The sequence below is a fragment of the Anabaena sphaerica FACHB-251 genome (assembly GCF_014696825.1).
Taxonomy (GTDB): domain Bacteria; phylum Cyanobacteriota; class Cyanobacteriia; order Cyanobacteriales; family Nostocaceae; genus RDYJ01.
In genome coordinates this window covers 212,556-238,840 of record NZ_JACJQU010000001.1, presented here as the reverse complement: position 1 = coordinate 238,840, position 26,285 = coordinate 212,556, and the positions used below count along the sequence as shown (strand labels likewise).

19 protein-coding genes, 1 tRNA gene and 2 pseudogenes are annotated in these 26,285 nt (G+C 37.9%); 15 read left to right on the top strand and 7 right to left on the bottom strand.

Annotated elements, in window-relative coordinates:
* Positions 1 to 268: 268 nt before the first annotated feature.
* From nblR to H6G06_RS00910, 4 genes are all read left to right on the top strand, one after another.
* A complete protein-coding gene (gene nblR, locus H6G06_RS00925) occupies positions 269 to 976 on the top strand; it encodes a response regulator transcription factor NblR (RefSeq protein WP_190556170.1) in 708 nt (235 codons plus the stop codon).
* 383 nt (positions 977 to 1,359) lie between these two features.
* On the top strand, positions 1,360 to 4,197 hold the full coding sequence (locus H6G06_RS00920; RefSeq protein ID WP_190556169.1) for a zinc-dependent metalloprotease: 2,838 nt from the start codon (positions 1,360 to 1,362) through the stop codon (positions 4,195 to 4,197).
* 178 nt (positions 4,198 to 4,375) lie between these two features.
* Complete coding sequence (locus tag H6G06_RS00915) at positions 4,376 to 5,467, top strand: alpha-hydroxy acid oxidase (RefSeq protein ID WP_190556167.1); 1,092 nt, start codon at positions 4,376 to 4,378, stop codon at positions 5,465 to 5,467.
* 78 nt (positions 5,468 to 5,545) lie between these two features.
* Positions 5,546 to 5,627 (top strand) — tRNA-Leu (locus H6G06_RS00910).
* Positions 5,628 to 5,718: 91 nt separating this feature from the next.
* On the opposite strand, the gene tnpA is transcribed toward H6G06_RS00910, so the two are convergent.
* Together tnpA and H6G06_RS00900 are read right to left on the bottom strand one after the other, a co-directional pair.
* Positions 5,719 to 6,207, bottom strand: a complete 489-nt coding sequence (gene tnpA, locus H6G06_RS00905; protein WP_242039565.1) for an IS200/IS605 family transposase — start codon at positions 6,205 to 6,207, stop codon at positions 5,719 to 5,721.
* Between the two features lie 587 nt (positions 6,208 to 6,794).
* A complete protein-coding gene (locus H6G06_RS00900; protein ID WP_190556165.1) occupies positions 6,795 to 7,352 on the bottom strand; it encodes a hypothetical protein in 558 nt (185 codons plus the stop codon).
* A 383-nt stretch (positions 7,353 to 7,735) separates the two neighbouring features.
* Between H6G06_RS00900 and H6G06_RS00895 the strand changes: the two genes are divergently transcribed.
* Positions 7,736 to 9,388, top strand: coding sequence for a serine/threonine protein kinase (locus H6G06_RS00895; protein ID WP_190556163.1), 1,653 nt, complete (start codon positions 7,736 to 7,738; stop codon positions 9,386 to 9,388).
* A gap of 1 nt (position 9,389) precedes the next feature.
* Here the strand turns inward: H6G06_RS00895 and H6G06_RS00890 are convergent, their stop codons facing one another.
* The gene (locus H6G06_RS00890; RefSeq protein ID WP_190556161.1) at positions 9,390 to 10,544 is read right to left on the bottom strand and encodes a CapA family protein; all 1,155 of its coding nucleotides are present in this window, start codon (positions 10,542 to 10,544) and stop codon (positions 9,390 to 9,392) included.
* Positions 10,545 to 10,948: 404 nt separating this feature from the next.
* Between H6G06_RS00890 and H6G06_RS27960 the strand changes: the two are divergent.
* Both H6G06_RS27960 and H6G06_RS00880 read left to right on the top strand, forming a co-directional pair.
* Positions 10,949 to 11,413 (top strand): annotated as a pseudogene (locus H6G06_RS27960) (DUF2267 domain-containing protein).
* A 208-nt stretch (positions 11,414 to 11,621) separates the two neighbouring features.
* Positions 11,622 to 12,518 carry an ATP adenylyltransferase family protein gene (locus H6G06_RS00880; protein WP_190556159.1) on the top strand — a complete coding sequence of 299 codons (897 nt, stop codon included), beginning with the start codon at positions 11,622 to 11,624 and terminating at the stop codon, positions 12,516 to 12,518.
* Between the two features lie 281 nt (positions 12,519 to 12,799).
* Here the strand turns inward: H6G06_RS00880 and apcB are convergent, their stop codons facing one another.
* Positions 12,800 to 13,309 carry an allophycocyanin subunit beta gene (apcB, locus tag H6G06_RS00875; RefSeq protein WP_190556157.1) on the bottom strand — a complete coding sequence of 170 codons (510 nt, stop codon included), beginning with the start codon at positions 13,307 to 13,309 and terminating at the stop codon, positions 12,800 to 12,802.
* A 366-nt stretch (positions 13,310 to 13,675) separates the two neighbouring features.
* Between apcB and glnA the strand changes: the two genes are divergently transcribed.
* Positions 13,676 to 15,091, top strand: a complete 1,416-nt coding sequence (gene glnA, locus H6G06_RS00870; RefSeq protein WP_190556155.1) for a type I glutamate--ammonia ligase — start codon at positions 13,676 to 13,678, stop codon at positions 15,089 to 15,091.
* Positions 15,092 to 15,308: 217 nt separating this feature from the next.
* On the opposite strand, the gene gifA is transcribed toward glnA, so the two are convergent.
* The gene (gifA, locus tag H6G06_RS00865) at positions 15,309 to 15,509 is read right to left on the bottom strand and encodes a glutamine synthetase inactivation factor IF7A (RefSeq protein WP_190556153.1); all 201 of its coding nucleotides are present in this window, start codon (positions 15,507 to 15,509) and stop codon (positions 15,309 to 15,311) included.
* A 321-nt stretch (positions 15,510 to 15,830) separates the two neighbouring features.
* Between gifA and H6G06_RS00860 the strand changes: the two genes are divergently transcribed.
* Complete coding sequence (locus H6G06_RS00860) at positions 15,831 to 16,889, top strand: class I SAM-dependent methyltransferase (RefSeq protein WP_190556151.1); 1,059 nt, start codon at positions 15,831 to 15,833, stop codon at positions 16,887 to 16,889.
* A gap of 1,027 nt (positions 16,890 to 17,916) precedes the next feature.
* Here the strand turns inward: H6G06_RS00860 and patX are convergent.
* On the bottom strand, positions 17,917 to 18,153 hold the full coding sequence (patX, locus tag H6G06_RS00855; RefSeq protein WP_190556149.1) for a heterocyst-inhibiting protein PatX: 237 nt from the start codon (positions 18,151 to 18,153) through the stop codon (positions 17,917 to 17,919).
* A gap of 107 nt (positions 18,154 to 18,260) precedes the next feature.
* The gene (locus H6G06_RS00850; protein WP_190556147.1) at positions 18,261 to 20,003 is read right to left on the bottom strand and encodes an FAD-dependent oxidoreductase; all 1,743 of its coding nucleotides are present in this window, start codon (positions 20,001 to 20,003) and stop codon (positions 18,261 to 18,263) included.
* 121 nt (positions 20,004 to 20,124) lie between these two features.
* Here H6G06_RS00850 and H6G06_RS00845 point away from each other — a divergent pair, with 121 nt between their 5' ends.
* The 6 genes and pseudogenes from H6G06_RS00845 (at position 20,125) to H6G06_RS00820 (ending at position 26,190) form a co-directional block, all read left to right on the top strand.
* Positions 20,125 to 21,447 (top strand): serine/threonine-protein kinase, encoded by a 1,323-nt coding sequence (locus H6G06_RS00845; RefSeq protein WP_190556146.1) that lies wholly within the window; start codon positions 20,125 to 20,127, stop codon positions 21,445 to 21,447.
* Between the two features lie 265 nt (positions 21,448 to 21,712).
* On the top strand, positions 21,713 to 22,249 hold the full coding sequence (locus tag H6G06_RS00840; protein ID WP_190556144.1) for a COP23 domain-containing protein: 537 nt from the start codon (positions 21,713 to 21,715) through the stop codon (positions 22,247 to 22,249).
* 168 nt (positions 22,250 to 22,417) lie between these two features.
* Entirely contained in the window at positions 22,418 to 25,015 is a 2,598-nt protein-coding gene (locus H6G06_RS00835) for a serine protease (RefSeq protein ID WP_190556142.1), read from the top strand.
* 181 nt (positions 25,016 to 25,196) lie between these two features.
* Positions 25,197 to 25,478: pseudogene (locus H6G06_RS00830) on the top strand (element excision factor XisH family protein); the annotation flags it as partial.
* A 126-nt stretch (positions 25,479 to 25,604) separates the two neighbouring features.
* Positions 25,605 to 25,718 (top strand): element excision factor XisH family protein, encoded by a 114-nt coding sequence (locus H6G06_RS00825; RefSeq protein WP_242039562.1) that lies wholly within the window; start codon positions 25,605 to 25,607, stop codon positions 25,716 to 25,718.
* Between the two features lie 256 nt (positions 25,719 to 25,974).
* The gene (locus tag H6G06_RS00820) at positions 25,975 to 26,190 is read left to right on the top strand and encodes a DUF433 domain-containing protein (RefSeq protein ID WP_190557198.1); all 216 of its coding nucleotides are present in this window, start codon (positions 25,975 to 25,977) and stop codon (positions 26,188 to 26,190) included.
* Positions 26,191 to 26,285 lie beyond the last annotated feature (95 nt).

Sequence of the window (26,285 nt, the reverse complement as noted above, 5' to 3'; positions counted from 1 at the left end):
TATCCTGTTTCTCATGATGTCTGCTATGTACCGTTACTAGCCACTAAAGTTTTAATTCATACTACTTCCCTCCTGCCTCCTTTGTAATTGTTGAAATCCCCGACCATACTGAAGGTATGGCATGAAAAATATATCAATTTCTATACAAGTGTAACCGGAAAATTAGTAACTTGAGTTAGTATGGTGGGGAATGTCAAGAACACGGTAACAGGTTATAACTCATAGGAGATAGTTTTCACCAACTACAAATTACCAATTACCAATTGATATGATACCTTCTCACAGTTCCTGCGTTCTGGTGATTGAACCCGATGATACTTTAGCCAATCAATTGGCTTTTGATTTGCAAGAAGCTGGCTATGATGCAATTGTGGCTCATGATGCGGCCAGTGGTTTGCAACAATGCCGCGATGCCTCCAGCGGGCAAAGCCATCGCCAACCTGCTTTAATAGTTGTAGACCGGATGCTGACGGGAGAATCAGGACTGTCTTTGTGCAGAAATATTCGCACCATTGGCTATTGTTCCCCTGTATTGATTTTAATGGCAAGAGATACAGTTGATGATCGTGTAGCTTGTCTAGAAGCCGGTGCTGATGATTATATTCTCAAACCTTATCGCGCCGAAGATTTTTTGAAGCTAATTCGTCTATACCTTAAACCTGATGTCGATACTAACGAACAGTTGCGCTTTGGGGATTTGGTGCTAGATATCAGCATCCGTCGCGCTATCTATAATAGTAGAGGCATCGACTTGACAATGAAGGAATTTGAACTATTAAAGTTTTTTATGGAACATCCCCGCGAAGTATTAACCCGTGAACAAATCTTAGAAAATGTCTGGGGTTATGATTTTCTGGGTGAGTCAAATGTGATAGAAGTATACATTCGCTACTTGCGTTTGAAAATTGAAGAGGAAGGGCAAAAACGCTTAATTCAAACGGTACGCGGTGTAGGATATGTGTTGAGAGAATCCTGAAAGCAAGAATTTCCAGGAGGTTATAAGTCCAGACTCAGATATTAAAATGTAAAATTAGCAACTTCAACGTAATTGATTTTAATTGGATTAATTTCGGTTTGTGGTTGCAAACTTGACTTGTATAGCTGCACAATTTGAGTTGGCAGACATTTATTTATTTTGGTTTAGGTAAATCTACTTTTAAGTACCTTAGTTTTATACTACAGCAATCAATATTTGTCGCTGAAGGGGATAAGGGACAGGGGGAAAAGGAAATAAAAAACCTTTACCCTTAAACCCAATAACTTTTTCCCAAACCAATTGACAATTTCCAGGTTCAAAACCTAGTGTAGTTAGTATTGCTTGCTGTCCTAAAAAGAATCAATAGTTATCAGGGATCTAGGATGAAAAAATTAACTTTTTATATCGTTTTGTTACACGGTTTGTTTTTAGGTATGGGAACTGCTTGCGCCCAGTCATTAGAGACAAAAGCAAAGGAAAATTTGGTAACTTCACCTCAAACAACGTTACCATCATCGCAACTATGGATAATCAATCAGAATAAACAGGTACAAAAACAACCTTTTATGTGGGTGGTGCCAGAGCCAAAAAAAGCCAGACAGCAACCTTTGTTACAACTTGCTCAAACTGCCAATAAGCCAGCAAAAAAAACAGGATTTAGCACTAAACCATCTAAAACAGATGATTTAGAACCATTTGATGATGTTGTTAAAGATAGTCAAAAACTAGAGGGTCTATTTACTCTTTATCGCCAGAAAGAGACTAATAAAATCTATTTAGAAATTAAGCCAGAGCAACTACAGAAAAATTTCTTAGCTACAGCCACCTTAGAATCTGGCATTGGTGAACGAGGAATTTATAGTGGACTGCCATTGCAAGATTTTTTGTTTTATTTCCAACGCATAGATAAAAACTTGCAATTTGTGGTTCGTAATGTGAATTTTCGGACTCGTGAAGGAGATCCCCAAACACGCTCACTGAATCGGTCTTTTAGTGATTCTGTTCTTTACAATCTTCCTATTAAAAGTATTCATCCGCAACGCCAAACCATCCTCATCGATTTAGGTGATTTACTGCTGACAGACTTAGCTGGCTTATCTGCAAGTTTAGAATTAGCAGCAAGTCCAGATCAACCCTATTTTGGTAATGCAAAAGTTTTTCCCAACAATTTAGAAATTGAATCTATTTTTAATTTTGCTAACAGTGCTGGCGATAGCCAAAATCCGAGTTTAAATACGCTGGCTGATAGTCGTGGCTTTACTATACGGCTTCATTATAGCCTTTCCCAACTGCCAAAAAATAATTATCAACCGCGCTTGGCAGATGAGCGAGTGGGATATTTCCTGACTGCATATCAAGATTTATCTATAAATGATCGAAATGATCTTTTTGTGCGTTACATTAATCGCTGGAATTTGGAAAAACAAGATCCTAACGCTGCAATTTCTCCTCCAAAAAAGCCGATTGTTTTCTGGATTGATAACGCTGTACCTTTTGAATATCGTGATGCTATTAAAGAAGGCGTATTAATGTGGAATCAAGCTTTTTTGAAAGCGGGATTCAAGGATGCGATTGAAGTCAAACAAATGCCAAATAATGCTACATGGGATGCGGCGGATATTAGGTATAATACAATTCGCTGGATTAATACTGTAGATGGTTATTTTGCGCTTGGTCCATCCCGTGTGAATCCTTTGAATGGAGAAATTTTGGATGCGGATATTTTGGTAGATGCTAGTTTTGTCAGAGCGTTAAAAAATGAGTATCGTCAAATTGTTTTGCCCAACCAAACAAAAACTCCTACTTCCCTATCAGCATTGATGCAAAATCGCCCCCTTTGTAGTAAAGGTGATAAAAATCCTAAAGGCTTAATGGGTAATATATCCAAACTAGCAGGAGAGTATGATTTATGCTATGGGATAGAATCTGCTAATCAATTTGCTTTTGGTTCATTGGCAATGTCAATGTTATCAAATACTACTCCTAGTAAAGAGCAAGTGCAAGATTATATTCATCAATATTTGCGTTTAATTATTGCTCATGAAGTTGGTCATACTTTAGGTTTGCGGCATAATTTTCGTGGGAGTAACCTCTTACAACCAGAGGAGATGAATAATCTAGAAATCACTCGTACTAAAGGTTTGACTGCTTCGGTAATGGATTATGTTCCTCCCAATATAGCCCCTCGTGGTACAGTCCAGGGAGATTATTTTCCTAGTCAGGTGGGAAGTTATGATGTTTGGGCAATACAGTATGGTTATACTCCTTCTGGGGCAAAAAGTGCGATCGCAGAAAAGCCATTTTTAGCAGAAATAGCTAAACAATCGGAAAAACCAGAGTTGAGTTATTCCCCTGATGAAGATACATCTGAGATTGATCCTACATCTGCACCTTGGGATAATAGCGGTAATGTGCTAATTTATTCTCGATGGCAGTTGGATAATTCCCGTGTGATGTGGAAAAGTTTAAATCATGCTTATTCAATGTCTGGGGAGAATTACAGTGATTTAAGTGAACAGTTTAGTACCATATTTGGTAATTATTTACAACAATTAAACTACACGATTAAATACATTGGTGGGCAGTCTTTTTACAGAGTCAATCCTGGTGAAAACAAAGGAAGATTACCATTTGTAGCAGTTCCAGTGGAACAACAAAGACAGGCATTAGCGACATTGCAAGAGTATGTGTTTGCTGAAGATGCGATGAATTTCTCACCAGAACTACTGAATAAATTAGCACCATCCCGTTGGCGACACTGGGGTAGTACGCCGAAAACGGGGCGTTTGGATTACCCAATTCATGATTTGGTGTTGTTTGTGCAGAGTGCTGTTTTGAGTGATTTACTTTCCAGCGATCGCCTTTCTCGTATGAAGGATATTGAACTCAAAAGCGAACCCGGAAAAGCATTGACTATGCCTGAGTTATTTACTACTTTACAAACCGGAATTTGGACAGAAGTTTTACAACCAAAAGGCAAATTAGAAATTTCTAGTTTGCGTAGAGGTTTACAACGACAATATGTGAATTTCTTAACGGCGATGGTATTACGAAAAGTAGATGTCCCAGAAGATGCTCGCACCTTATCATGGTATAAACTCAAACAATTAGACCAACAACTTAGACGGGTGAAGTCTGATGATGAATATACCAAAGCCCATTTACTAGAAACCCGCGATCGCATTGAAAAAACTTTAAATGCTCCATTGCAGGGAAATTAGGTGACAGTGAAGAGGTAGGGGAGCAGGGGAGCAGGGGAGCAGGGGAGCAGAGGAGCAGGGGAGCAGAGGAGCAGGGGAGCAGAGGAGCAGGGGAGCAGAGGAGAAAATTCTTTCCTAATCCCCAATCCCCAATCCCCAATCCCCAATTACCCATTACCCATTACCAACCCAAACAGATATGATAACTAACACCCAAATATTAATTAACTTATTTGAATATGAGCAGTTAGCAAAAGCCCATCTACCAAAAATGGCGTTTGATTATTACAGTAGTGGTGCGTGGGATGAAATCACCCTGCGGGATAATCGCGCTGCTTTTATACGAGTGAAACTGCGCCCTAAGATGCTAGTTGATGTCAGTGAAATCAACCTGACAACCAAAGTTTTAGGTGCATCTTTGCAGTTACCTCTGATGATTGCACCAATGGCTTTTCAATGTCTCGCGCATCCAGATGGGGAAATTGCTACAGCCTCATCTGCGGCTTCAGCAGGTGTAGGTATGGTGTTGAGTACCCTGGCTACTAGGAGTTTAGAAGAAGTGGCAACGGTCTCCGATGGTTTAAAATGGTTTCAGCTTTACATTCACAAAGATCGGGGTTTAACTCGTGCTTTGGTAGAAAGAGCTTATGCAGCAGGTTACAAAGCACTATGTTTAACTGTAGATGCGCCAGTGTTGGGAAAGCGAGAGCGAGATCAACGCAATGAATTTACCTTACCTGCTGGTTTGCATCCTGCTAATTTAACCAAAATATCAGGGTTAGATATTCCCCAGGGACAGGGGGAGTCTGGGTTATTAACCTATTTTGCTCAACAAATTAACCCGGCTCTGACTTGGAAAGATTTAGAATGGCTACAATCTCTTAGTCCGCTACCGTTAGTTTTGAAAGGGATTTTGCGGGGTGATGATGCGCTGCGGGCTGTAGAATATGGCGCTCAGGGGATTGTGGTTTCTAATCATGGTGGTAGACAATTAGATGGGGCGATCGCTTCTTTAGATGCCTTACCGGAAATAGTAACAGCAGTTGACGGTAGAGCAGAAGTCTTGTTAGATGGCGGTATCCGTCGGGGTACAGATATCCTCAAAGCCTTAGCATTAGGAGCAAAAGCGATTCTTATAGGTCGTCCTGTCCTATGGGGTTTAGCGGTATCTGGACAAGCTGGAGTAGCTGACGTTATCTCCCTTCTCAAAGAGGAACTAATTACAGCAATGGCTCTGGGCGGCTGTGCTAGTCTAGAAGATATTGATTCTAGTTTGGTTAGACAGACCTGAAAAAAATTTGTAAATAAATCAATAATCCTGGTTGCAAAATCAAAAAAATAGGTTATACTAATGAAGTGCCATCCACAAGGGCGGGTGGCGGAATTGGTAGACGCACCGCACTCAAAATGCGGCACCGAAAGGTATAGGAGTTCGATTCTCCTCCCGCCCACTAATAAATTTTTATTGTATTAAAAGCCAGGGAATAATAGAATTCCAGGGAATAAATTCCCTGTCTCATAGCTAAAGTCGGTTAAAACCGACTATGGTTGATTTCTTTGATTTGTTTTAACGGATTTTGGTTTTGAATTGGGAAATTTATTTCCTGGTTTTGTTGGAGTTTGAGGTGGTTGATCTAAATCTGTTTCTTGTTCTAATAATGGGATTGTAGTTTTATTTAAATGATGTAGTTTTTGATTATTCACATAATCAATGGCTTCCTGTAATTGCTTACCACCTAAAGAAAATACACCATATTCTTCTTGCCAACTAAATTGTTGTTGTATTTTACTTAAAGAATGATTATAATGATAGGCGCTACTGCCTTTTAAAGTTTTCACGAATTCAGCAATAGATAATTTAGGAAGAATGGAAACCACAAAATGAATATGGTCTTCTATTCCTCCAATAGCATGAATAACACACCCTAAATGAGCCGCTTTACCAATTAAATAACCATAGAATTTATCTTCAATATCATTAGTAATTAAAGGCTCGCGTTTTTTGGTAGCCCAAACAATATGATAATACAATCTTCATAAAGCCATAATGAATTTTAAAAGAATAACAATAAATGTCTAATTGTCAATAAGCCAAATAATTCAGCCAGGGAATAAATTAAGAGTCTCAAAGCTCAAGTCCGTTTAAACGGACTCACATTATATTACCAAACAATTGAATTAAATTAAATTAAAAAACAAAATTGCCATTATTAGCCAAAAATCAAAAAAGAATAACATAAAAACCCAACTAGTCGGTTTTAACCGACTTTAGCTATTAGACAGGGAATTTATTCCCTGGCTAAATTCAATTCGGAGTCTGTCAGCAGGATTTTAATTAGAATCTTGTTGTGTAAATTTTGTTTCGCAATATGTCTTTAATTCAGTTATGATTTTTTTAGAAGTCTTATAAGAATTAATAAAATATTCGTAATCAAATCCTAGAAAATCTCTCTCTTTCAATGAGAAATTTAAGTTATTACCTTCATCACCTTTGATAAGTTCTTGAATTTTAAGGTTGTATTCTTGATTCCCAGACCATCCACAATGTACACCAGCATTACGCCGTAAACACATTTCACAATAAGTTAATTTTTCTAATCTAATTAATTTTGAATCTCCTAAATATTTAAGAAGTTCGGTAAGATAATCAAAAGGTTTTTTTGCATCAAAGTCCTTACATTAGAAACTATTTGCTCATCCATTGATCTGATAATAATTTTGTCTTTTCCTGTTCCCAATAGAGTAATTACATCATTAAATTTAACTTGAAATATTTTTTTCTCACCAAGTTTTTCTGGATATGCTTGCAGAATTAATAATAAAAGCTGTGAAAAGTAATCATCTAAATTAGCTATTATGCTAATAAATAACTGATGATATATAAACGCAAATAAATTTTTATGCTCTGGAAAACTAATCCTATGCAATTCAGAATCATTAAATTCTACAAATTTATCTAGTATTAAAAAAGCTGTTGCAGATAAATTATCTATATTATAGTTATCAACTGGGGACTGTTCACTTAAATTAACTTCTGTTCTCTCAATCGAATACTGAAAGAATTGGGTAGAGGTCAATATTATATCTAAAGTATCAATTTTGTCCCTAGATAAAACAATGATATCCTCAACTAATTTTTCTCGACGTTCATTTAATATCTGTTGTAATTCATTCATCTTAATCACCTATTAAATAAATTTTAAGCCGCCAACAATTCCGTAAACGCCAACAAATCAGCCACCTCTAACCTCCGCTTTGGTCAAAACAAATTTTGCACAACCCTTAAAATGTTAACCTGATTCGCATTATATTATACAGGCGTTGGTCAGTAAACTCCTCAAATTGAAGCTTCACTACCACCTCATCATCAGGTATAGTATCCACATCCGCTTCAACTTCCTTGTCAGTTCCTCAACTTCTGTATTATCCTGTTCAAACACTCCCTCTCTACTATCCACCAAATAACTCCTCAACCCCAAACCACAAAAAAGTTCTAGACTGATAAAGACAAAACCATTGATGGGAGTGTCAGCTGCTCAATTAGGACTCAAGAATCCCTATGTTAACAGGTACAATTTTGCAGAGTGGAAAATATACCATTATCCAAGAAATAGGGAGAGGTGGATTTGGTATTACCTTCAAAGCTACGCATCATTACTTGGGTCAAGAAGTAGTGATGAAAACTATCAATGAACGGCTAAGACAACATTCTGATTTTCCTAAATTCGAGCGTCAATTTCAAGATGAAGCCAGAAGATTAGCTGCTTGTGTCCATCCCAACATTGTCCGAGTTAGTGACTTTTTTGTAGAAAATAGTCTACCTTACATGGTGATGGAATATATTCCAGGGGAAACTTTAGGCCAAGCCTTTGTGTTACCAGGAATACCTTTATCAGAAGAGACAGCAATACATTATATCCGCCAAATTGGGGCAGCATTGCAGGTAGTACATAACAACGGTTTGCTGCACCGAGATATTAAACCTGATAATATTATCCTCCGCCAAGGAACTCAGGAAGTAGTGCTGATTGATTTTGGCATAGCTAGAGAATTTAACAGCGGTGTTAGACAAACTCACACAGGGTTAGTGAGTGAGGGTTATGCACCTATTGAACAGTATTTAACCCAAGCACCGCGCACCACAGCTACCGATGTTTATGGTTTAGCTGCAACTTTGTATGCACTGTTAACAGGACAAGTTCCCATACCGGCGTTGTTAAGGGATAGAGAACCAATGCCATCTCCCCGTGAACTGCAACCCCATCTCAGTGCAGCTATTAATCAAGCAGTCATGCGTGGTATGGCTGTGGAGTCTCGGTTTCGTCCACCTACAGTAGCAGAATGGCTGCAATTATTACCGGGAAGTGGTTTCGATATGACACCGCAATTACCCACTCAACCAGCACCGACGATAGATTTATCAGTCTTAGAGTCAGAAAATCGGCAAAAACAACCTGTTTCGATTCCTGCTACCATACCATCATCAGTAGGAAAAGTTACAGCACTATCAAAGAAAATCGGCTCATCGAAGGCATTTATTAGCATAGGTGTAGCTTTTGTTGCTGTAACAGCAGGGTTTAGCGTCACGAGAATATTGCCGAAATCTCAGTCACAGTTAGCCCCCAAGCCACTTGTTGAAGAACCTACTACACCACAACCTGTAGTTGAAACTACACCATCACCTCAAAGTCAAGAAAATTCAACCTACTCTTCCCCTAAATCTGCATCATTTTCTACTTCAGAAAGACGTAAGCGCAAACGTCGTTTTTCCCCAGAACCAACTCCTACTAGCGATCGCGTTTCTGAACAAGATTCACCTCCAGATAACTCTTCAGAACTCCCACAACGCAAAAATAAGCGAACCACATCTACGCCTGTGCTTACTCCCACACCATCATTAGTTGAGAAGCTACAGGAAGCTAAATCAACTCCTCAACCTACCCCATCCCCAGAAAATATCTCACCTCCTGTTGTTGAGAAGAACGGCTTACCCCAACCTGAAAAATCAGAAGCACCTGTAGTTATACCAGCAGCACCACCACAACCTAAAAATTCTGTGGTTATACCCGCAACACCACCGAAGCAATCTCAGAGTACAGATTCTTCGGCTGTGGTTGTACCAACACAAGAAACAAAGTCAAATGCACCTGCTGAAAGTCAATCTCAAAAAGAAGAGAAGTCTTTGGAAAAATCAGAAAATGAAAGTAATTAGCTCAATCTGTTTCTTGATTTAAAACAACAATTTCTCCCTTGTTATTAATTGCCAGGTTACTATCAGGAAAATCATGATTATTTAAATAACGCAGTAATCCCACAGTGCGAAAATATTGATCGATTTGTGGGATGCCTTGCCGATTTAAATGCACGGGGATAATTTTACTAGATACTAACTTACCTTCTGAGTTGATTTTGACTTCTAAAATCATTGAGTAAGCTGTTTGGGCATTAGTTGCTAAAGTTCGGTATCCTAAAAAATTACCTAATGAATAAGCAATGATTTTACCTTTGTAAACCTCCATCGCTCTCGGAACATGAGGTCCATGTCCTAAAATCAAATCTGCCCCTGTATCAATCATTATCCGGGCAAATTTTAAGGAGTTACCCCGGTTTTCACCATAGAAATATTCTGTTTTATCTTTGACGTGTAAAGCACTGGTTCCTTCTGCTCCTACTTGCATCGACACGATCACGATTTTGGCGTTGTTTTTAGCTTCTTTTACTAGGGCTTGAGCAGCTTCTAAGTTATGAACAGAATTATATAAGTCATAAGTTGTAAAGCCAATCATAGCAATAGGAATTTGATTAGCTTCTAAATAGAGAATTTGATTTTTATGACCTAATGTTTTAATACCCGCAGCTTCTAAATTTTTGACAGTATCTTTAAATCCAACTATACCAAAATCCATTGTGTGGTTGTTGGCTATGTTCAAGACATCAAAACCTGCTTCGGCAAATAATTGGGCATAAGCTGGAGGAGAACGAAAAGCAAAAGTTTGTCCGCGACTGATATCTTTTGCACTGTAGGGATGGTTAGTTAAGCTACTTTCAAAATTACCAAATAAAATATCTGCTTCTTGTAAGTAAGATCTAACTGACTGGGGTAGTAATTGATTAGGATTCCCTGGCAATCTATGGTCAGGAAAATTAGTACCAGGAATAATATCCCCAACAGCTTTAATAGTGATTGTTTGTTCTTCATCTCCCAAGCTGGGTATAGAATCGGGCGAAAATGGGGGAATCTCTGTCGCAGTTGCATTTGATTCCTGTATTCTGCCAAATCTAATAGTTACTCCTAAACTCATACCCAGACAAAAGCACACACTCAGAAAACTCAATGCAACTATTTCTATTTGGTTGCGATTTGTCATATTTTTATCCTCACACACTGCCATTAGTTTAACTTAAACTACATCAGTAGTGCTGGGTATTTAGTCGGACAACGGAGTATTTTATATTACAGAGAGTTCAAAACTTGGCTGGTTTTGAACTTAAAAATAATTTAAAAAATCTTCTTAATCTCCTAGTAGATAGAGGAGTAAATAAAACATTATGTTCCATTAGTTAGAAGTTAGAAAATTTTCAGTTTTTTATAGTTAAGTTGAATCAGTAACTCAACCTAAACAACGTAAGAATTGGATACTCTAATTATCAAAAAAGTCGGGTATCTATGCTCCTCATAGTTTTATGTTTGCTTATGTTGACTTAACTTAGTAAACGGTTTTTTTGAGATAAATTATCAAGCAATTGCAGCACAAAGACAGGAGAAATAATTATGACAATGACAGGATTAGATACCTTTGATGCTACTGTACAGAAAACAATTCCTTGGATTAATGAGTTAGCAAAAGAATTAGGTTGGGAAAATAAACACCAAGTTTTTCAAGGGTTGCGAGCTACATTACACGCACTGCGCGATAGCTACGCTGACCAAAGGTAACGCTTGACTGTAGAAGAAGCTGCCCAATTAGGGGCGCAATTACCCATTCTTTTAGGTGGATTTTACTACGAAAATTGGCGACCAGGTGCAACACCGACCAAAGATAGAACAAAGGAGGAATTTTTACAGCATATCCGTGATTACTTCCGCAACGTTAATGCTGATATTGATCCTGAAACTTTGGTGCGTTCTGTCTTCAAAATTATGGCTCAACGAGTTTCCCAAGGAGAAATTGAAGACGTTGTTCACATGATGCCACCTGCATTGCGAGAACTTTGGCCGGAAACAGTGCGTACTTAATTCATTAAACGCAGAGGGGAGATTTTAAGCGTTAATTAACCCCTATTGAGTGTTACCAAAACACATTTTGAGTGTGGCGAATAAATAAGCTAAATAGTTTAAGTTTGTACTAACCTCAGATCCCCGACTTCTTAGAGAAGTCGGGGAGCTTGTTATTTAATGATTGAGATTACTATATAATATTTTAGCACCGCCACGATCAACACAGATGAAACAGGAGAAAATATTACTCGAACCAGGAACATTATGGACCAAAGTCAAACAAACGACTGAACACGCTTTAGAATGCGGGGCGCTAAAATCTATCCCGACGGAATTTGAATTTGTCGAACAGGATGGGGTTAAATTCTTGGTGCGGATCTTATCTAACTTAAACCGTAAGAAAGCAGCTAAGGAAAAACAAGAAAAACAAACTGCCGCAACTGGTAAAGAGTTTAATCCTTTTTTGCCTTATGAAGAAGATTTATTTGTTGCCGATATTTCTGATACTCATCTGTGCATTTTAAATAAATTCAATGTTGTAGATTATCATCTACTAATTATTACCCGCGCTTTTGAAGAACAAGAAAGCTTACTTACTTTAGAAGATTTGGCCGCAATGTGGGCAATTTTAGCTGATTTTGATGGTTTAGTATTTTACAATGGCGGTAAACTTGCCGGTGCGAGTCAGCGACATAAACATTTACAAATTGTCCCTCTTTCTGGTCAAGAGATTCCTATTACACCATTAATAAAAGATGTAAATTTTTCAGATGCGATCGCATCTATACCCGAACTTCCTTTTTTACACGCTTTCACAACTCTTCAAATGGAAGAAAGCACCATAGTAACTTTAGAAAAATATCATGCTTTACTGGAGGCAGTTGGTATTGGGGCTGTTGATAATCATAAACAATCTAGGGCTTATAATCTTTTAGCTACGCGAGATTGGATGTTGATTGTACCCCGTTCTCATGAAGAATTTGAGTCAATTTCTATCAATTCTTTGGGGTTTGCTGGTGCTTTGCTGGTGCGGAATACTGAACAATTGCAACTACTTAAAAATATAGGACCCATGAATATTTTAAAGAATGTTACTTTCCCAAATAATATTAAGTTCGGATAATTACACCACGGGAGCAAGTAAATGGAGAACACATCTTCAGCTGAACTCATATAGCTGTAGCCAGGATAATTAGGACATGATTAGTCCTTGAAACCAAAGAATAACAAGGGTTTTACTCTTGCATGAGAGCAAGATTGCCTCTTGCCTTCTGCTATATTTGGGATTAGAAAAAGTAAACGCACCTTGCCCAAACAGCCAAAGTGCGCTCATAAATTAGTCCCACTCAATGAGGACTTTGTTTGTGTAGACGCGATTTATAATCGCTTCGCCAACAAATCTAGTTAAACATCCTGTTCGCTCAATTCACGAGTCATATAATCAAAAGGCTCATCCACAAAAGCAGTATTAGTAATCCCCGCAGCCGCTGCTTGTTCCCTAGCAATATCCTTCATAATCTGGATACCGCGCACAGTAGGGCTAATAGGTACTCCCAAAGAATTGTAAGTTTCCCGTAAGCCTTGCAATACACGCTCATCCAACACATTCATATTGGCTGCAACCAGCGCATAAGTAGCATAGCGTAGATAATAGTCCATATCACGCAAACAAGCTGCATAACGACGAGTTGTATAAGCATTGCCACCAGGACGAATCAATTCTGGTAGTTCTTCAAACAACTTAGAACCAGCTTGCTTAACAATAGCTGCCGCATTAGAATTAATTGCAGCTGCCGCTTGCACTCTTGCCGTACCAGTTTCAAAGTAAGACTTGAGGCTATCAATCGCATTCCGGTCAAAATATTTTCCGGCTACGTCATAATTCTTAATTAAAGTTGTAACTGCATCGCGCATTCCGGTTTCTCCCAATCGTTACTATCTATGATTTGATATTAATTTGGTTGCACTCATGCACCAGTAGAATTTTGTGCCATTCACATAAAATAGATACGGCACAAAACCATCCATACCACTACTTAAGGATTCTATGCCAAAGTTGACCCCGTTAAGATGAAGTTTCTTGTTTTGTGCAGATTAAGAAAGAAAGGTTAATATAACCTGTAATCCAGACGATCTGTAACAAAAACCACAAACTTGCCTCAAGTCAACTATTTACGATATTCCTGGTGGTGTGTCACAACTTGGGTTAGCGCCGCAGAGTGAGGATATTGTGGCAAAGTCTGGTTTTATTTTAGGAAAATGGGTACATAAGGAGTAACAATGACAACCCCAAAAGAAGTCTTGAAAATGATTCAAGACAAAAACATTCAGATGATTGATCTGAAATTCATTGATACACCAGGGACTTGGCAACATTTGACCATGTACCAGGACCAAATCGATGAAAGTTCATTCACTGATGGTGTTCCTTTCGACGGTTCCAGCATTCGGGGTTGGAAAGGCATCGAAGAATCAGACATGACAATGGTGTTAGATCCAAACACAGCTTGGATCGACCCCTTCATGAAAGAGCCAACTCTAAGTATTATTTGTAGCATTAAAGAACCACGCACAGGCGAATGGTATAACCGTTGCCCCCGTGTAATTGCTCAAAAAGCAATAGACTACCTTGCTTCTACAGGACTTGGTGACACAGCTTTCTTTGGTCCAGAAGCTGAATTCTTCATCTTTGATGATGTTCGCTACGACCAAACCGCCAACTCAGGTTACTACTACGTAGATTCTGTAGAAGGTCGTTGGAATACTGGTAGAGAGGAAGGCCCCAACCTGGGCTACAAAACCCGCTTCAAAGAAGGTTACTTCCCAGTTCCACCAACGGATAGCTTTCAAGATATGCGGACAGAAATGCTGCTAACTATGAAAGACTGTGGCGTACCTATTGAAAAGCAACACCACGAAGTTGCTACTGGTGGTCAATGCGAACTCGGTTTCCGCTTTGGTAAACTCATCGAAGCAGCAGACTGGCTAATGACCTACAAATACGTCATCAAAAACGTTGCTAGAAAGTACGGCAAAACCGTTACTTTCATGCCAAAACCAATTTTTGGTGATAACGGTTCCGGTATGCACTGTCACCAATCTATTTGGAAAGGCGGTCAGCCTTTATTTGCTGGTGACAAGTACGCTGGTATGAGTGAAATGGGACTATACTACATTGGTGGTATTCTCAAACACGCTCCAGCATTGTTAGCAATCACCAACCCCACTACAAACTCTTACAAGCGTTTAGTACCTGGTTATGAAGCACCAGTAAACTTGGCTTACTCCCAAGGGAACCGTTCTGCTTCTGTGCGGATTCCTCTGTCTGGTAATAACCCCAAAGCCAAGCGGTTAGAGTTCCGTTGTCCAGATGCGACTTCTAACCCCTACTTAGCGTTTGCTGCTATGCTTTGCGCTGGTATTGATGGTATCAAGAACAAAATCCATCCTGGTGAACCTTTAGATAAGAATATCTATGAACTTTCTCCAGAGGAACTAGCTAAGATTCCTTCTACTCCAGGTTCTTTGGAATTGGCTTTAGAAGCACTGGAAAATGACCATGCTTTCTTAACCGAAACTGGCGTATTCTCAGAAGATTTCATTCAAAACTGGATTGACTACAAACTGGCTAACGAAGTTAAGCAGATGCAGTTGCGTCCCCATCCTTACGAATTTTTCCTCTATTACGATTGCTAATTGCAAGCAGTATAGGGGTTTTCGTCTGGATATCAAACGCAAAAGGAGTACAACCTTGTTGTACCCCTTAATACTTAATATTCCAATTAAGTCAATTTTTAGCCACCCTTTGGGGTGGCTTTTTTTAGTTTTCAATTTGGCTAAAAAATAGAATTAGAACAAGTTGGGATATTTACTATTATTCAGATATTCCTTCAGAATCTATCCATCTGGACTCTTAGCTCATGGAAGCATGACTGCTGCTATAAAGCGTTTGTGTAGTAGGATCTATCTTCCCTTGAATGGGGTTCCAGTAGTGGCATAGTTCTTGGGGAAGACCTAATTCCTGTGTAGCACGCATCAGCATTGATTGTTGACGGTTCTTAACTTGCTGATGTTGACGTACCATTAACGCACGAGATTTTTCTTGAATAGACATACTTACCATCCTCTCTAGTTTTTTAGTAATAGTTGATTAACTTTTTTGCTTCACATATTCATAATAGCCATAATTCTGTATCATACACTACGGAATTACAATTTTGTTACAAAAATTTATAAATGAGCGATCGCCAACCCTGGAAATTGCTACCCAAGCCAGAAGAGACCCCTCCGGCTACAGATGTCAAATCCCTTCTTGCCTGCGCTTCATCTTCCCTTGGGAAATAAGTCCAAAGGAGTAGCTTTTTCAGAAAAACCTTTATTTATGACTTTTAGTTACATAAAATAATTAAAGTCAATAAAACTTCACCTATTATTTATGCTGGATAACTTAACAAAGCTGACTTATCAAACCTTTCAACAGAGCAAAAATTACTTTGGCCTGGCTCACAAAATCCTCAGTTCACAGTTAAGAAACCTAGTCCACCCCACAGTAGTTCAAATGAGCAACGCCTCTCCAGAGGTGATTGTCAAACTACAAAACAGGTTAAATCAGCTGCTAGAGGCAGATTGGCAGGATGCCCAAAAACAAATATATCCCCAAAGTTTATTATTTGATAACTCCTGGGAAGACTTTTTTCGTTACTATCCAATGCTTTGTCTAGATTTACCCCAGATGTGGGAACGAATCACACAAAATAGATATCAAGATTTTTCCCCAGAAACATATCAAGAGGGTTATCCCAACTATTATTTGCAGAACTTCCATCACCAAACTGATGGTTATTTGAGCGACCTGTCAGCAAACTTGTATGACTTACAGGTAGAAATTCTCTTTGGTGGTGCAGCCAATCCTATGAGACGGCGGATTCTGGCTCCCCTTAAACATGGACTGCAAAAATTCCAGGGACTTCCCCCAAGACAACTCCGCATTTTGGATGTAGCTTGTGGCACAGGAGCTACATTGAAGTTGATAAGAGCAGCTATGCCTCAAGCGTCTTTATTTGGTACAGATTTATCGCCAGCTTATTTGCGTAAGGCTAATCAACTATTGTGTCAAAATCCGGGCGAATTGCCGCAGCTTTTGCAAGCTAATGCCGAAGAATTACCTTATCTAGATAATTATTTTCATGCTGTAACTTCTGTTTTTCTTTTTCATGAGTTACCAGCTTCAGTACGTCAGACAGTTATTGAGCAATGCTTCCGAGTCACCAAACCAGGAGGAGTTTTAATTATCTGTGATTCGATTCAAATGAATGATTCACCTGACTTAGCTGATATGATGGATGGCTTCCCCAAGATGTTCCATGAACCATACTACAGACATTACATTGCTGATGACTTGGTAGAGCGATTAGAGAAAGTGGGCTTTCAAGACATAGAGATACAAGTCCACTTTCTGAGCAAATATTTTATTGCTTATAAGAAAGAAGGCTGAAAACCCTTGAGTCTATGAATGTAGAATCCCCGCGTCTTTAGACCGGGGAGTGTCAAAAACCAGCTTAATATAATGCAGAAATCTTATTGCCTTCAGTGGCATAACCGTTAACAGTCCATCAGACCAATTTGGATTTGAGATTGTGGATTAACAGTAGAGGCAGGAACAAACATCGTATCCACTACTTTTAACAGATGCCTGAACCTGCCCCTACACTAATAGGCTGTTCCATGAATCTCAAACAATACTAAATATTCCAACGAGCTTGGTATCACACCAAATTTAACGGTTTCATCACAGAAATAACAGTCCTATTCTGCTATATAAACCCTAGACGAGTCTAGACCTTTACTTCTTACTTCAACGGGAGCATGGGAGCGGTTATCCCTCCATAAGCATATTCGCAAAGCGAACGCTGCGCGAACACGCTTTAGCCAAACGCAAGCAATTAATTGATGGATTTTAATCCATTATGAGCAACAAGAAAAACATTTTGTTGCTAACATGACAAGCTCTATACATAAGGCATACTCGTAGTTTTGTATATGCTTGACCATGATTGGATAAGGTTGTCAATATTTGTGTCAACTCAGGACTACTCACCTGGTTTTTCAGCTTGCCTCTTCAACCTGTAGAAACTCAATGCAATACAAAAGCATTTGAAGAAAGCTAGATTAGTACGTATATGAGTCAATAAGTTACCAATATACGCCAGGTTAACCACAATTACCGGATGTTTTGAGGAAATGCTCAACCGTTGCTGATTTGTGAAGTTGTGTAGTGCTTTAACTGTTTGTGTCTTTGTCAGAGAAGATAAAGTCTGAAACGATGACTGAGTTATGTAGTGGTTTAACTGTTTATATCTCTGTCAAAGAAAATAAAATCTGGAACTGTGGATGAGCGATGTAGTGCTTTAACTGTCTCTGTTCTACAACTTGTGTAAAGGACGATAAACACCCAGTCATTCCATAACTTAATTGCTTTACTGGCAATGAATTCTCCTACAAGCGGTCTGAAGCTACAGTTGTTAAACAAGAGAATGGATATTGCTGAAAAACTCCATTGACTCTTTACGTCCACTACCGCGATGAGGCGCTGGCTGTTCTGGTTGGTTTGGACCGGGTTTGGAATTGTCTGCAAGCAGATCTCCTGAACCAGAATTAGCAATCAGCAACCGGGAAAGGCTAGTGAACTCTGCTTCGTAGTTAAAAGCTAAGGAGCCGAATACCAGACTCGATACTAAAAGTGAAATGGCAGCACGCATAGTAGATGTCTATTTTAGAACTCTCTACTTCACTGATACTTAGCTTTTATCTAATGATCCGGACAATTTATAAAAAAGTATTGTATTTAACTGCAAAAAAATCAATTTTATACTTCGTCGATATGTTCGACAAGTAGCCAGTTACCAGATGAATTTGGACGACCCCAGACAGCGAGCTTTTGTTTTTGGGTCAGGAATTGCAATTGCTCATCAACAGAAGATCCCAAAGTCACAATCTGCCAAGTTAGCGGTGATAATTCAGTTGAGTTTGTGATAGTAAATCTGTAATCTTGTAGGTCTAGGCGATTAAAAATTCCTATGAAACAATCAAGATTAGAGTAATCACACTGATCAATCGATAAACATGGGCAATTTCCACTTGTGGGATAAGTTTCTGGGTTGTTTAAATAACGAATTTGCCAGTTTAACCACTCTGGATGATTGATTGGTAAATTGAACAAGGGAACAATTGCTGTAGGCGATCGCTCATCCGTTAATAAAGCTGTTTGCAGCATCCTCACGGGCAAATCCCTGGGCTGACAATTTAGCTCACAACATAGAGCAGCCGCCATACCTGCGGCTTGACCAATACCCATGACTACTGGTTGCAGTCTGGTAGCCCCATTAGCAATATGGGACACAGAAATATTTTTCTCACACACCAGCAAACCATCTGTAGACTTAGGAATCAGACAACGATAGGGAATGGTAAAGGGTGTTCCAGTCCAACGTCCTCCCCAGCGAATAGATTTGGGTTGCAGTGAGAACTTGACACCAGGATAATGATGGTCATTGGCGTAGTTACCAACTGCGATCGCATCTTCAAACTTAGCTGCAACTCTACCACCTGCTAACGGCAGGATATCCTGCTCACAGACAGTAATGAGTCCCTCTAAGCGGCGACTTTCCCGAAAATAGGGATGAAGTGCAAAAGCTGGAGAGAGACTAGGAAAAACTCCTTGTGCTAAACCGTAGCGTCTACCAAGGTGAGTTTGGATAAAATGGGCAAAGTTTTGACTATGCCAGAAACATTCTTGGGTAAACTCACGTCTTGCTATATTTGACTTTATCAAACGCCCGGCATCTTGGCCGTAGTCATTGCCACAAATAGGCCAGTTGATCATAAACCGATTTGCAGGCAAACGTCCATAGTTTAAAAATTTTTCTGCCCCATAATCATCCCAAGCCCCTGTAAACAAGGATGGATCATAATTGGGAGCAGGTGAAATCTTTGGGGCGACATTTTCCCCAAAGTCTTCCATTACCACTACCCAAGTCGGCGCTTGAACAGGGTATTGTTCGGTAAGCGAGTTAAAACTTGCTGGGGCGCTGGGTTCTCCCCACTCTGATTTTAGTTCCCAACCCCAACGGTAAGGTACTTCCCCTAAAGCTAATAAATCACCTAATTCTGTACCATCAAGAATAATTTTGGCGTTGACTGTGAAATCTGCAAAGTGTACACCTGTAATACAGTCGCCTTGACGCAAGACTTCTAAAGGGATTTTTCCTGATATCCATTGTAAATTAGGTAATTCCTGTACCCAGTCTGCAAAAATTTCTGCACCTATACGCGGATCATAACTAAAAAAGCTCACCCAACTATTATCTAGTCCTCCTGGTTGTCGTTGGCGTAATTCTTGTATAAATGCTCCCCATAAACCTGTTTGAAACGATTGTAATTCATTGCCATCAGGCGCAGCTACGCCAGCGGATGTTAACATTCCACCTAACCAGGAAAATTCGCTTACGAGGATAGTTTTAGCGCCCCTGCGTGCTGCTTGGATAGCGGCCGCAGTTCCACCTGTTCCTCCTCCGACAACTAGGACATCGGTTGTATAGGTTTCATTCATATCAATCAATATTAAGTAAAAGGCAATTTATAATACAACAAAATTGAGAATCTTCTCAAAATTGTAGGTTGGGTTAAGCAACAGCGCAACTCAAAAATCAATAAAAACTTTAGCAATAAATATGAATAACATATTACCCATTGGTGCTATTCTCCGTGATCGTTATCAAATCATAGATATTTTATCTACTAAAACCGGATTTGGTATTACCTATAAAGTTAAAGATCGAAATCATCCCAACCAAAGAATTTTAGTCTTAAAACAACTTAAAAAACCGACACCTGCAAGTTTAAAGATTGAATATTTACCAATAGCAGAACAACAAGAGAAAATCAATCAAGTTTGGGCTAACTATTTACGACTTTTTACCAAAGAAACTCAAGCATTAGCTAAACTAGGAGAAACATATCATCAAATTCCTACCATTCATGAACGGTTTACAGAATTGGGAGAAGAATTTTATGCACAAGAATATATAGAAGGACATTCTTTAACAGCAGAAATTCAACGGGGAAAGAAATTAGCAGAAGATAAAGTTAAATCTTTATTGACTGAAATTTTAGAAGTTGTTGAATATATCCAAAACATTAAAAATAACAAAGGTTATGCAGTCATTCATCGAGATATCAAACCAGAGAACATTATTCGCAAAAATGAAGATGATAAATTAGTCATCATTGATTTTGGTTTAGTTAAAGAAATAACATTTATAGGAAGAAAAATTTGTTCTATTTTGGGAGGAACACCGGGGTATATTGCACCAGAAATTGTATTAGGATTAGTATCTTTTGCGAGTGATATTTATTCAATCGGAATGATTGGAATTTTTGCCATCACAGGAGAAGATCCTTCTTTTACACCCACATTATCTAAAAATTGGCAAACAAAAGCAAATGTCAGTCCTGAATTTGCTGATTTTTTAAATAAAATGATTTGTGAAGATTATACAAAACGTTTTCAAAATGCTCAGGAAGCGTTAACAGCATTAACAGCAAATAAAACACCTCCACCACCAAAAATCAAACTTCCTATTAAATTAATTACGGGATTTGTTTTAGCTGTTGTTGTGGTTATGGGGATAATGTTAATACCTAAAAATACAGACAATCCATTAATAGGAGATGGTCAAGAAAAACAAGGACAATTAACAACAGCAGATCAAAAAGAATTAGCTAGTGATAAAATTTTTGAGGTTTATGAATTTACAAGTCAAAAGAAACAATATTTAACTGTGGAAATAGTTAGTAATGATTTCAATCCTATTTTCACTATTCGTAAATTAGATGATCAGAATTTTATGACCGTGACAGATGTTGCAAACAAAGACAATAATTTCACGGCTACTATTATGGTAGAAAAAGGTGAATATGAGTTGAAAATTAAATCAGAAAATGCAGCTTTAGGAGATTATGTTATTAAAGCTTGGATAACTGATATTAAGTAACCATCTATCGTCTCTCGTTCTCTCGTTCCCAGTCTCCAGACTGGGAATGCTTTGATAGAGTCTCTGACTCTAATACAACAGAAGTCGGAGTCTTCCATTATTCATTCCCATACAGAGTATGGGAACGAGAAAAACGAGAAAAATTACGAACTTTATTATACCTTTACCCTTAAACAAATATTTACACAAAATTTATACCATTACAGGGCATAAGTGATATATATTATACTACATATAATAATTTAATACGCTCACAATTGCGATTATGAAAAGTTATCAGTGGTTGTTATTTATCAGTCTGTTTACTATAAACATCATCTTAACAGGATGTAAAGAACCTGAAGAAGTCGTTTTTTCCTGTGAAACAAACAGTGATGGAGAGTATGTAACCGAAGTTAAACACCAAGATAAAACACGAGATTTAATAGTGTGGAAACGCACGAATTTTGTTAAAGCAGGTTTTCCTCCTCAACGGAGATGTCAAGAAGTAACACCGAAATTACAAACTGCTTATGATAATGGAACTTTGAAAACTTTAACTTGGGGTTATTCTGAAGCAGAAAATAATCCTAATACAAGATTTAAATCTTTATGTACGACAACTGGAAAAGATTGTCATACTTTGATTTTAACATTATTAGATGCAGATGATCCTGATGTGGAATTAAAAGCTTTTACTGCGGTGTTAAATGGTGATGCTTCTAGAGCATATCTAAATGATTCCTGTGGAAAACTAAGACAAACTGGTGCTAATTTAACTTGTACTGTGGATATTTTCAAGGTGTTTAAAGTCAGGGAATAAATTCCCTGTCTCATAGCTAAAGTCGGTTGAAACCGACTGAATGGAAGAATTTTTTAGTCCGTTTTAACGGACTTGGGCTATTAGGCTGGGAATTTATTCCCAAACGGGTTATGAAACAAACCGAAAATTAACCAATTACCAAATTACATATTATCAGGAGTAGCATCTATGAAATTACACAAATTATCCCATATATTATTATTATTCCTTATTCTCCTATTTCCCGCTTCTCCGATTATTATCACAGGTTGCAGTTCTTCCCTATTTGCACGCAAACCAGGAACATTATCAGAATCAGAATTAAAGAATGTCTTAAAAGAAATTACTGTAAAAGTTCTAGTTGATGACAGAGAAACCGCTTCAGGAACTATTATTAAAAAACAAAACGGTTTTTATACTGTTCTCACTAATTATCATGTGATAGAAAATGCTAAATCGGTGAAAGTTGTTACTCCTGATAATCAAGTTCATGAGGTGGAATTTTCTAAATTAGATAGACAAGATAATAAAAAAGATGATTTATATGATTTAGCTAAGTTGACTTTTAGCAGTGAAACCACTTATTTAGTTGCTGGTTTAGGGGAAGAGAATATTAAACCAGAGGAAAAGGTTTTTGCTGGGGGATATGTTAAAGGTAATTTGCAAACTACCAAAGGTACAGCGAAATTATTTTTAAATCAGCCGTTAATTAAAGGACAGCAAATAGCTTATGATAATGATATTCAACAGGGGATGAGTGGGGGAGCAATTATTAATGAAAAAGGTTATTTGGTGGGGATAAATAGTAAACTTGCTCACCCGGTATTACAAACTGATTTTCGCTATTTACAAGGTGAACAACCTGATGAGAAAACTTTAAAGGAATGGGGTAATTATAGTTGGGGTATTGCGATTAATTTAGTTGATGAAGCTGCACCTGATTTAGCTTTGTTTCCTGAGAGGGTAATTAGGAAAATTGGGGGTATTCCGGCTAAGGTTTTAGATATTTCTAAACAGTCTTCGGTGAAAATTGAAGCTAAAAGTGGTATTGGTAGCGGGGTAATTATTGCTAAGGATAATGATATTTATTATGTGTTAACTGCTGCTCATGTGGTGGAAAATAAACAGGAGTATCAAGTTGTTGCACCTGATAAACAAGTATATAAGGTGGATAGTCAGACTATTCGCAAAAGAGATGGACTGGATATGGCTGTTTTACAGTTTCGTAGTTCTCAGGTTTATCAAGTTGCTACTTTGGGGGATTATGAGTTAGAAGGACAATTTGTTTTTCTTTATGGTTGGAAGGGGGAAGAGTTAAATCATCCTTCTTTATTTAGTATAGGAATAGGATTGATGTATACGGGAGCAGTAAGAGAGTCGTTTGCTAAAACTAGAGGATATGAATTAGCATATACTAATACGGGTTATCCGGGAATGAGTGGGGGTGGTATTTGGGATACAGAAGGGCGATTAGTTGGTATTCATAATTATTCAGAAACGAATGTTTTAGGATTTAGCTTGGGTTTGTCTATTGAGAGTTTTTTATTTTATCAAAAAGATGGTTTATGGAAATTACCTCAACCTCAATTAAATGTTGCTAATAATGAACCTAAATCAGCAGATAAAACTTCTGTTATTTTACTATTGGTACAGCCTTATTCTTCCGCACCTGATTCTGTGAATGGTACTGGAAAACAGTGGCTAAATTATGGTATTCAATTATGGCGAATTGGTAATACAGAAAATGCCATTAAAGCGATGGAAAGTGCAGTTAGCAAAGATCCCAACTCTTGGGAAGCCTATTACAATACTGCTTTGATTTGGTTCAGACAAGAAAAATATGATTTAGCTTTAAATACTATAAATACAGCAATTAGAGAACAACCTACTTTTTATCGTTCCTATTTATTAAAGGGTTTGATTTTTCAGCAATTAAAACAATATAAAAATGGAGTAGAAGCACTTAATCAAGCAATTTTAGAAGCAGAAAAAGACAAAGAAAAAGATTTTTTGCTATATGGAGTGCGAGGAGAACTATTTAGTAAATTGAAAAAATATCAAGAAGTGATCGCTGATTATAATCAAGCTATCACTATTAATCCTCAATATGCCATAGCCTACAACAACCGGGGAATTGCTAAATCTGAATCAGGAGATAAAAAAGGTGCGATTGATGATTATACTCAAGCTATCACCATTAATCCTCAATTAGCCGAAGCTTACAACAACCGGGGAAATGCTAAATCTGAATCAGGAGATAAAAAAGGTGCGATTGATGATTATACTCAAGCTATCACCATTAATCCTCAATTAGCCGAAGCCTACACCAGCAGGGGAATTGCTAAATCTGAATTAGGAGATAAAAAAGGTGCGATTGATGATTATACTCAAGCTATTACCATTAATCCTCAATATGTCCAAGCCTACACCAGCAGGGGAATTGCTAAATTTGATTTAGGAGATAAAAAAGGTGCGATTGATGATTATACTCAAGCTATCACCATTAGTCCTCAATTTGCTGAGCCCCACTACAACCGGGGAAATAGTAAATATGAATTAGGAGATAAAAAAGGTGCGATTGATGATTATACTCAAGCTATCACCATTAATCCTCAATTAGCCGAAGCCTACACCAACCGGGGATTTGCTAAATCTGAATTAGGAGATAAAAAAGGTGCGATTAAAGATTTAGAAGCTGCAAAACAACTCTATCAACAACAAGGTAATACACAAAATGCTCAAAAAGCAGAAGAATTATTGAAAAAAATTACAGGATTTATTAAATAAATTATAACTTAATATTCTCATCCCTCAATTTACCTTCTATTCTCTACCCATACATTAACCAACCCTAATCAAAAATAACCAAACTAACACCACAACCACTAGCTGCTGCTAACTGAGAATCAAGAATTGCTAATTTCCCTTACCTGAAACTACAATTAGAGTATAATTAAATAATGCCAATATGCCAGCCAAAGATATCTACCATAACGAAGTCAAAAACGCATTGATAAAAGACCGTTAGACTATCACAGACGACCCTTATATTATCAAATATGAAGATGCTGAACTATACGCAGACCTAGCAGCAGAAAAACCAATTGCCGCAGAACGTCAAGGACAGAAAATAGTTGTGGAAATTAAAAGTTTTGTCAGCAAATCGCTGATGTATGATTTTCATAACGCCTTGGGACAATATATAGTATATCGGAATCTCATTCAACTTACTGAACCAGAATATAAACTCTAAGTAAGTGGGCGTTAAAAAATATAATATAAACCTAACCCCCCATCCCCCTTCCCTACTAGGGAAGGGGGAGTCAAAGCCTCTCCCCTGGTAGGGGAGAGGTTTGGAGAGAGGTTTTATATTTAATTGTGCCAAGTTACTTACTTAGCTATTGATGATGTTGTCTATGAGAAATTTTTTCAACGGAAATCTGTACAAGCTGTAATTCAGGAAAATAACATTTATTGTAGGTTGGGTTGAGGAACGAAACCCAACACCCCTTACTATCCTCCCACTAATGTTGGGTTTCACTTCGTTCAACCCAACCTACAATAATTAAATTAATATTCTTTTCTATAAGGGGAGTGGTAGAACCAATTTTTTCAACGAAAATCTGTACAAGCTGTAATTCAGGAAAATCACCTGCTGTTAATAGTTGTTAATACAGAAAAGGAGGAAATTCAGCAATGGATAAACTAGAACAATACCGGAATATTATCAAAAAAATATTAACTGAATATTACGAAAAATCACACAAATACCTGGTCAATGTGGAGGTCGTCCTTGCATTCGGGGAATGAGAATTAGAGTTAGCGACATTTTAGAAATGTTAGCAGAAAATGTTAGTATAAATGAAATTTTAGAAGACTTTCCTGATTTAGAAATAGAGGACATTCAGGCTTGTTTAATATTTGCAGCAAGACGCACTGATTTTGTTAGATTAACATCATGAAAATTTGGATTGATGCACAATTACCGCCAACATTAGCAGCTGAGTTCGTTATCAGAAATAATAAAAAAACCACCTCCATAACCTAAAGTTCACCA

What these genes read in the sequence shown, in the direction of transcription:
- nblR (WP_190556170.1), top strand. Translation starts at nt 269, where the DNA reads ATGATACCTTCTCACAGTTCCTGCGTTCTGGTGATTGAACCCGATGAT.
- H6G06_RS00920 (WP_190556169.1), top strand. Translation starts at nt 1,360, where the DNA reads ATGAAAAAATTAACTTTTTATATCGTTTTGTTACACGGTTTGTTTTTA.
- H6G06_RS00915 (WP_190556167.1), top strand. Translation starts at nt 4,376, where the DNA reads ATGATAACTAACACCCAAATATTAATTAACTTATTTGAATATGAGCAG.
- H6G06_RS00900 (WP_190556165.1), bottom strand. Translation starts at nt 7,352, where the DNA reads ATGAATGAATTACAACAGATATTAAATGAACGTCGAGAAAAATTAGTT.
- H6G06_RS00895 (WP_190556163.1), top strand. Translation starts at nt 7,736, where the DNA reads ATGTTAACAGGTACAATTTTGCAGAGTGGAAAATATACCATTATCCAA.
- H6G06_RS00890 (WP_190556161.1), bottom strand. Translation starts at nt 10,544, where the DNA reads ATGACAAATCGCAACCAAATAGAAATAGTTGCATTGAGTTTTCTGAGT.
- H6G06_RS00880 (WP_190556159.1), top strand. Translation starts at nt 11,622, where the DNA reads ATGAAACAGGAGAAAATATTACTCGAACCAGGAACATTATGGACCAAA.
- apcB (WP_190556157.1), bottom strand. Translation starts at nt 13,309, where the DNA reads ATGCGCGATGCAGTTACAACTTTAATTAAGAATTATGACGTAGCCGGA.
- glnA (WP_190556155.1), top strand. Translation starts at nt 13,676, where the DNA reads ATGACAACCCCAAAAGAAGTCTTGAAAATGATTCAAGACAAAAACATT.
- gifA (WP_190556153.1), bottom strand. Translation starts at nt 15,509, where the DNA reads ATGTCTATTCAAGAAAAATCTCGTGCGTTAATGGTACGTCAACATCAG.
- H6G06_RS00860 (WP_190556151.1), top strand. Translation starts at nt 15,831, where the DNA reads ATGCTGGATAACTTAACAAAGCTGACTTATCAAACCTTTCAACAGAGC.
- patX (WP_190556149.1), bottom strand. Translation starts at nt 18,153, where the DNA reads ATGCGTGCTGCCATTTCACTTTTAGTATCGAGTCTGGTATTCGGCTCC.
- H6G06_RS00850 (WP_190556147.1), bottom strand. Translation starts at nt 20,003, where the DNA reads ATGAATGAAACCTATACAACCGATGTCCTAGTTGTCGGAGGAGGAACA.
- H6G06_RS00845 (WP_190556146.1), top strand. Translation starts at nt 20,125, where the DNA reads ATGAATAACATATTACCCATTGGTGCTATTCTCCGTGATCGTTATCAA.
- H6G06_RS00840 (WP_190556144.1), top strand. Translation starts at nt 21,713, where the DNA reads ATGAAAAGTTATCAGTGGTTGTTATTTATCAGTCTGTTTACTATAAAC.
- H6G06_RS00835 (WP_190556142.1), top strand. Translation starts at nt 22,418, where the DNA reads ATGAAATTACACAAATTATCCCATATATTATTATTATTCCTTATTCTC.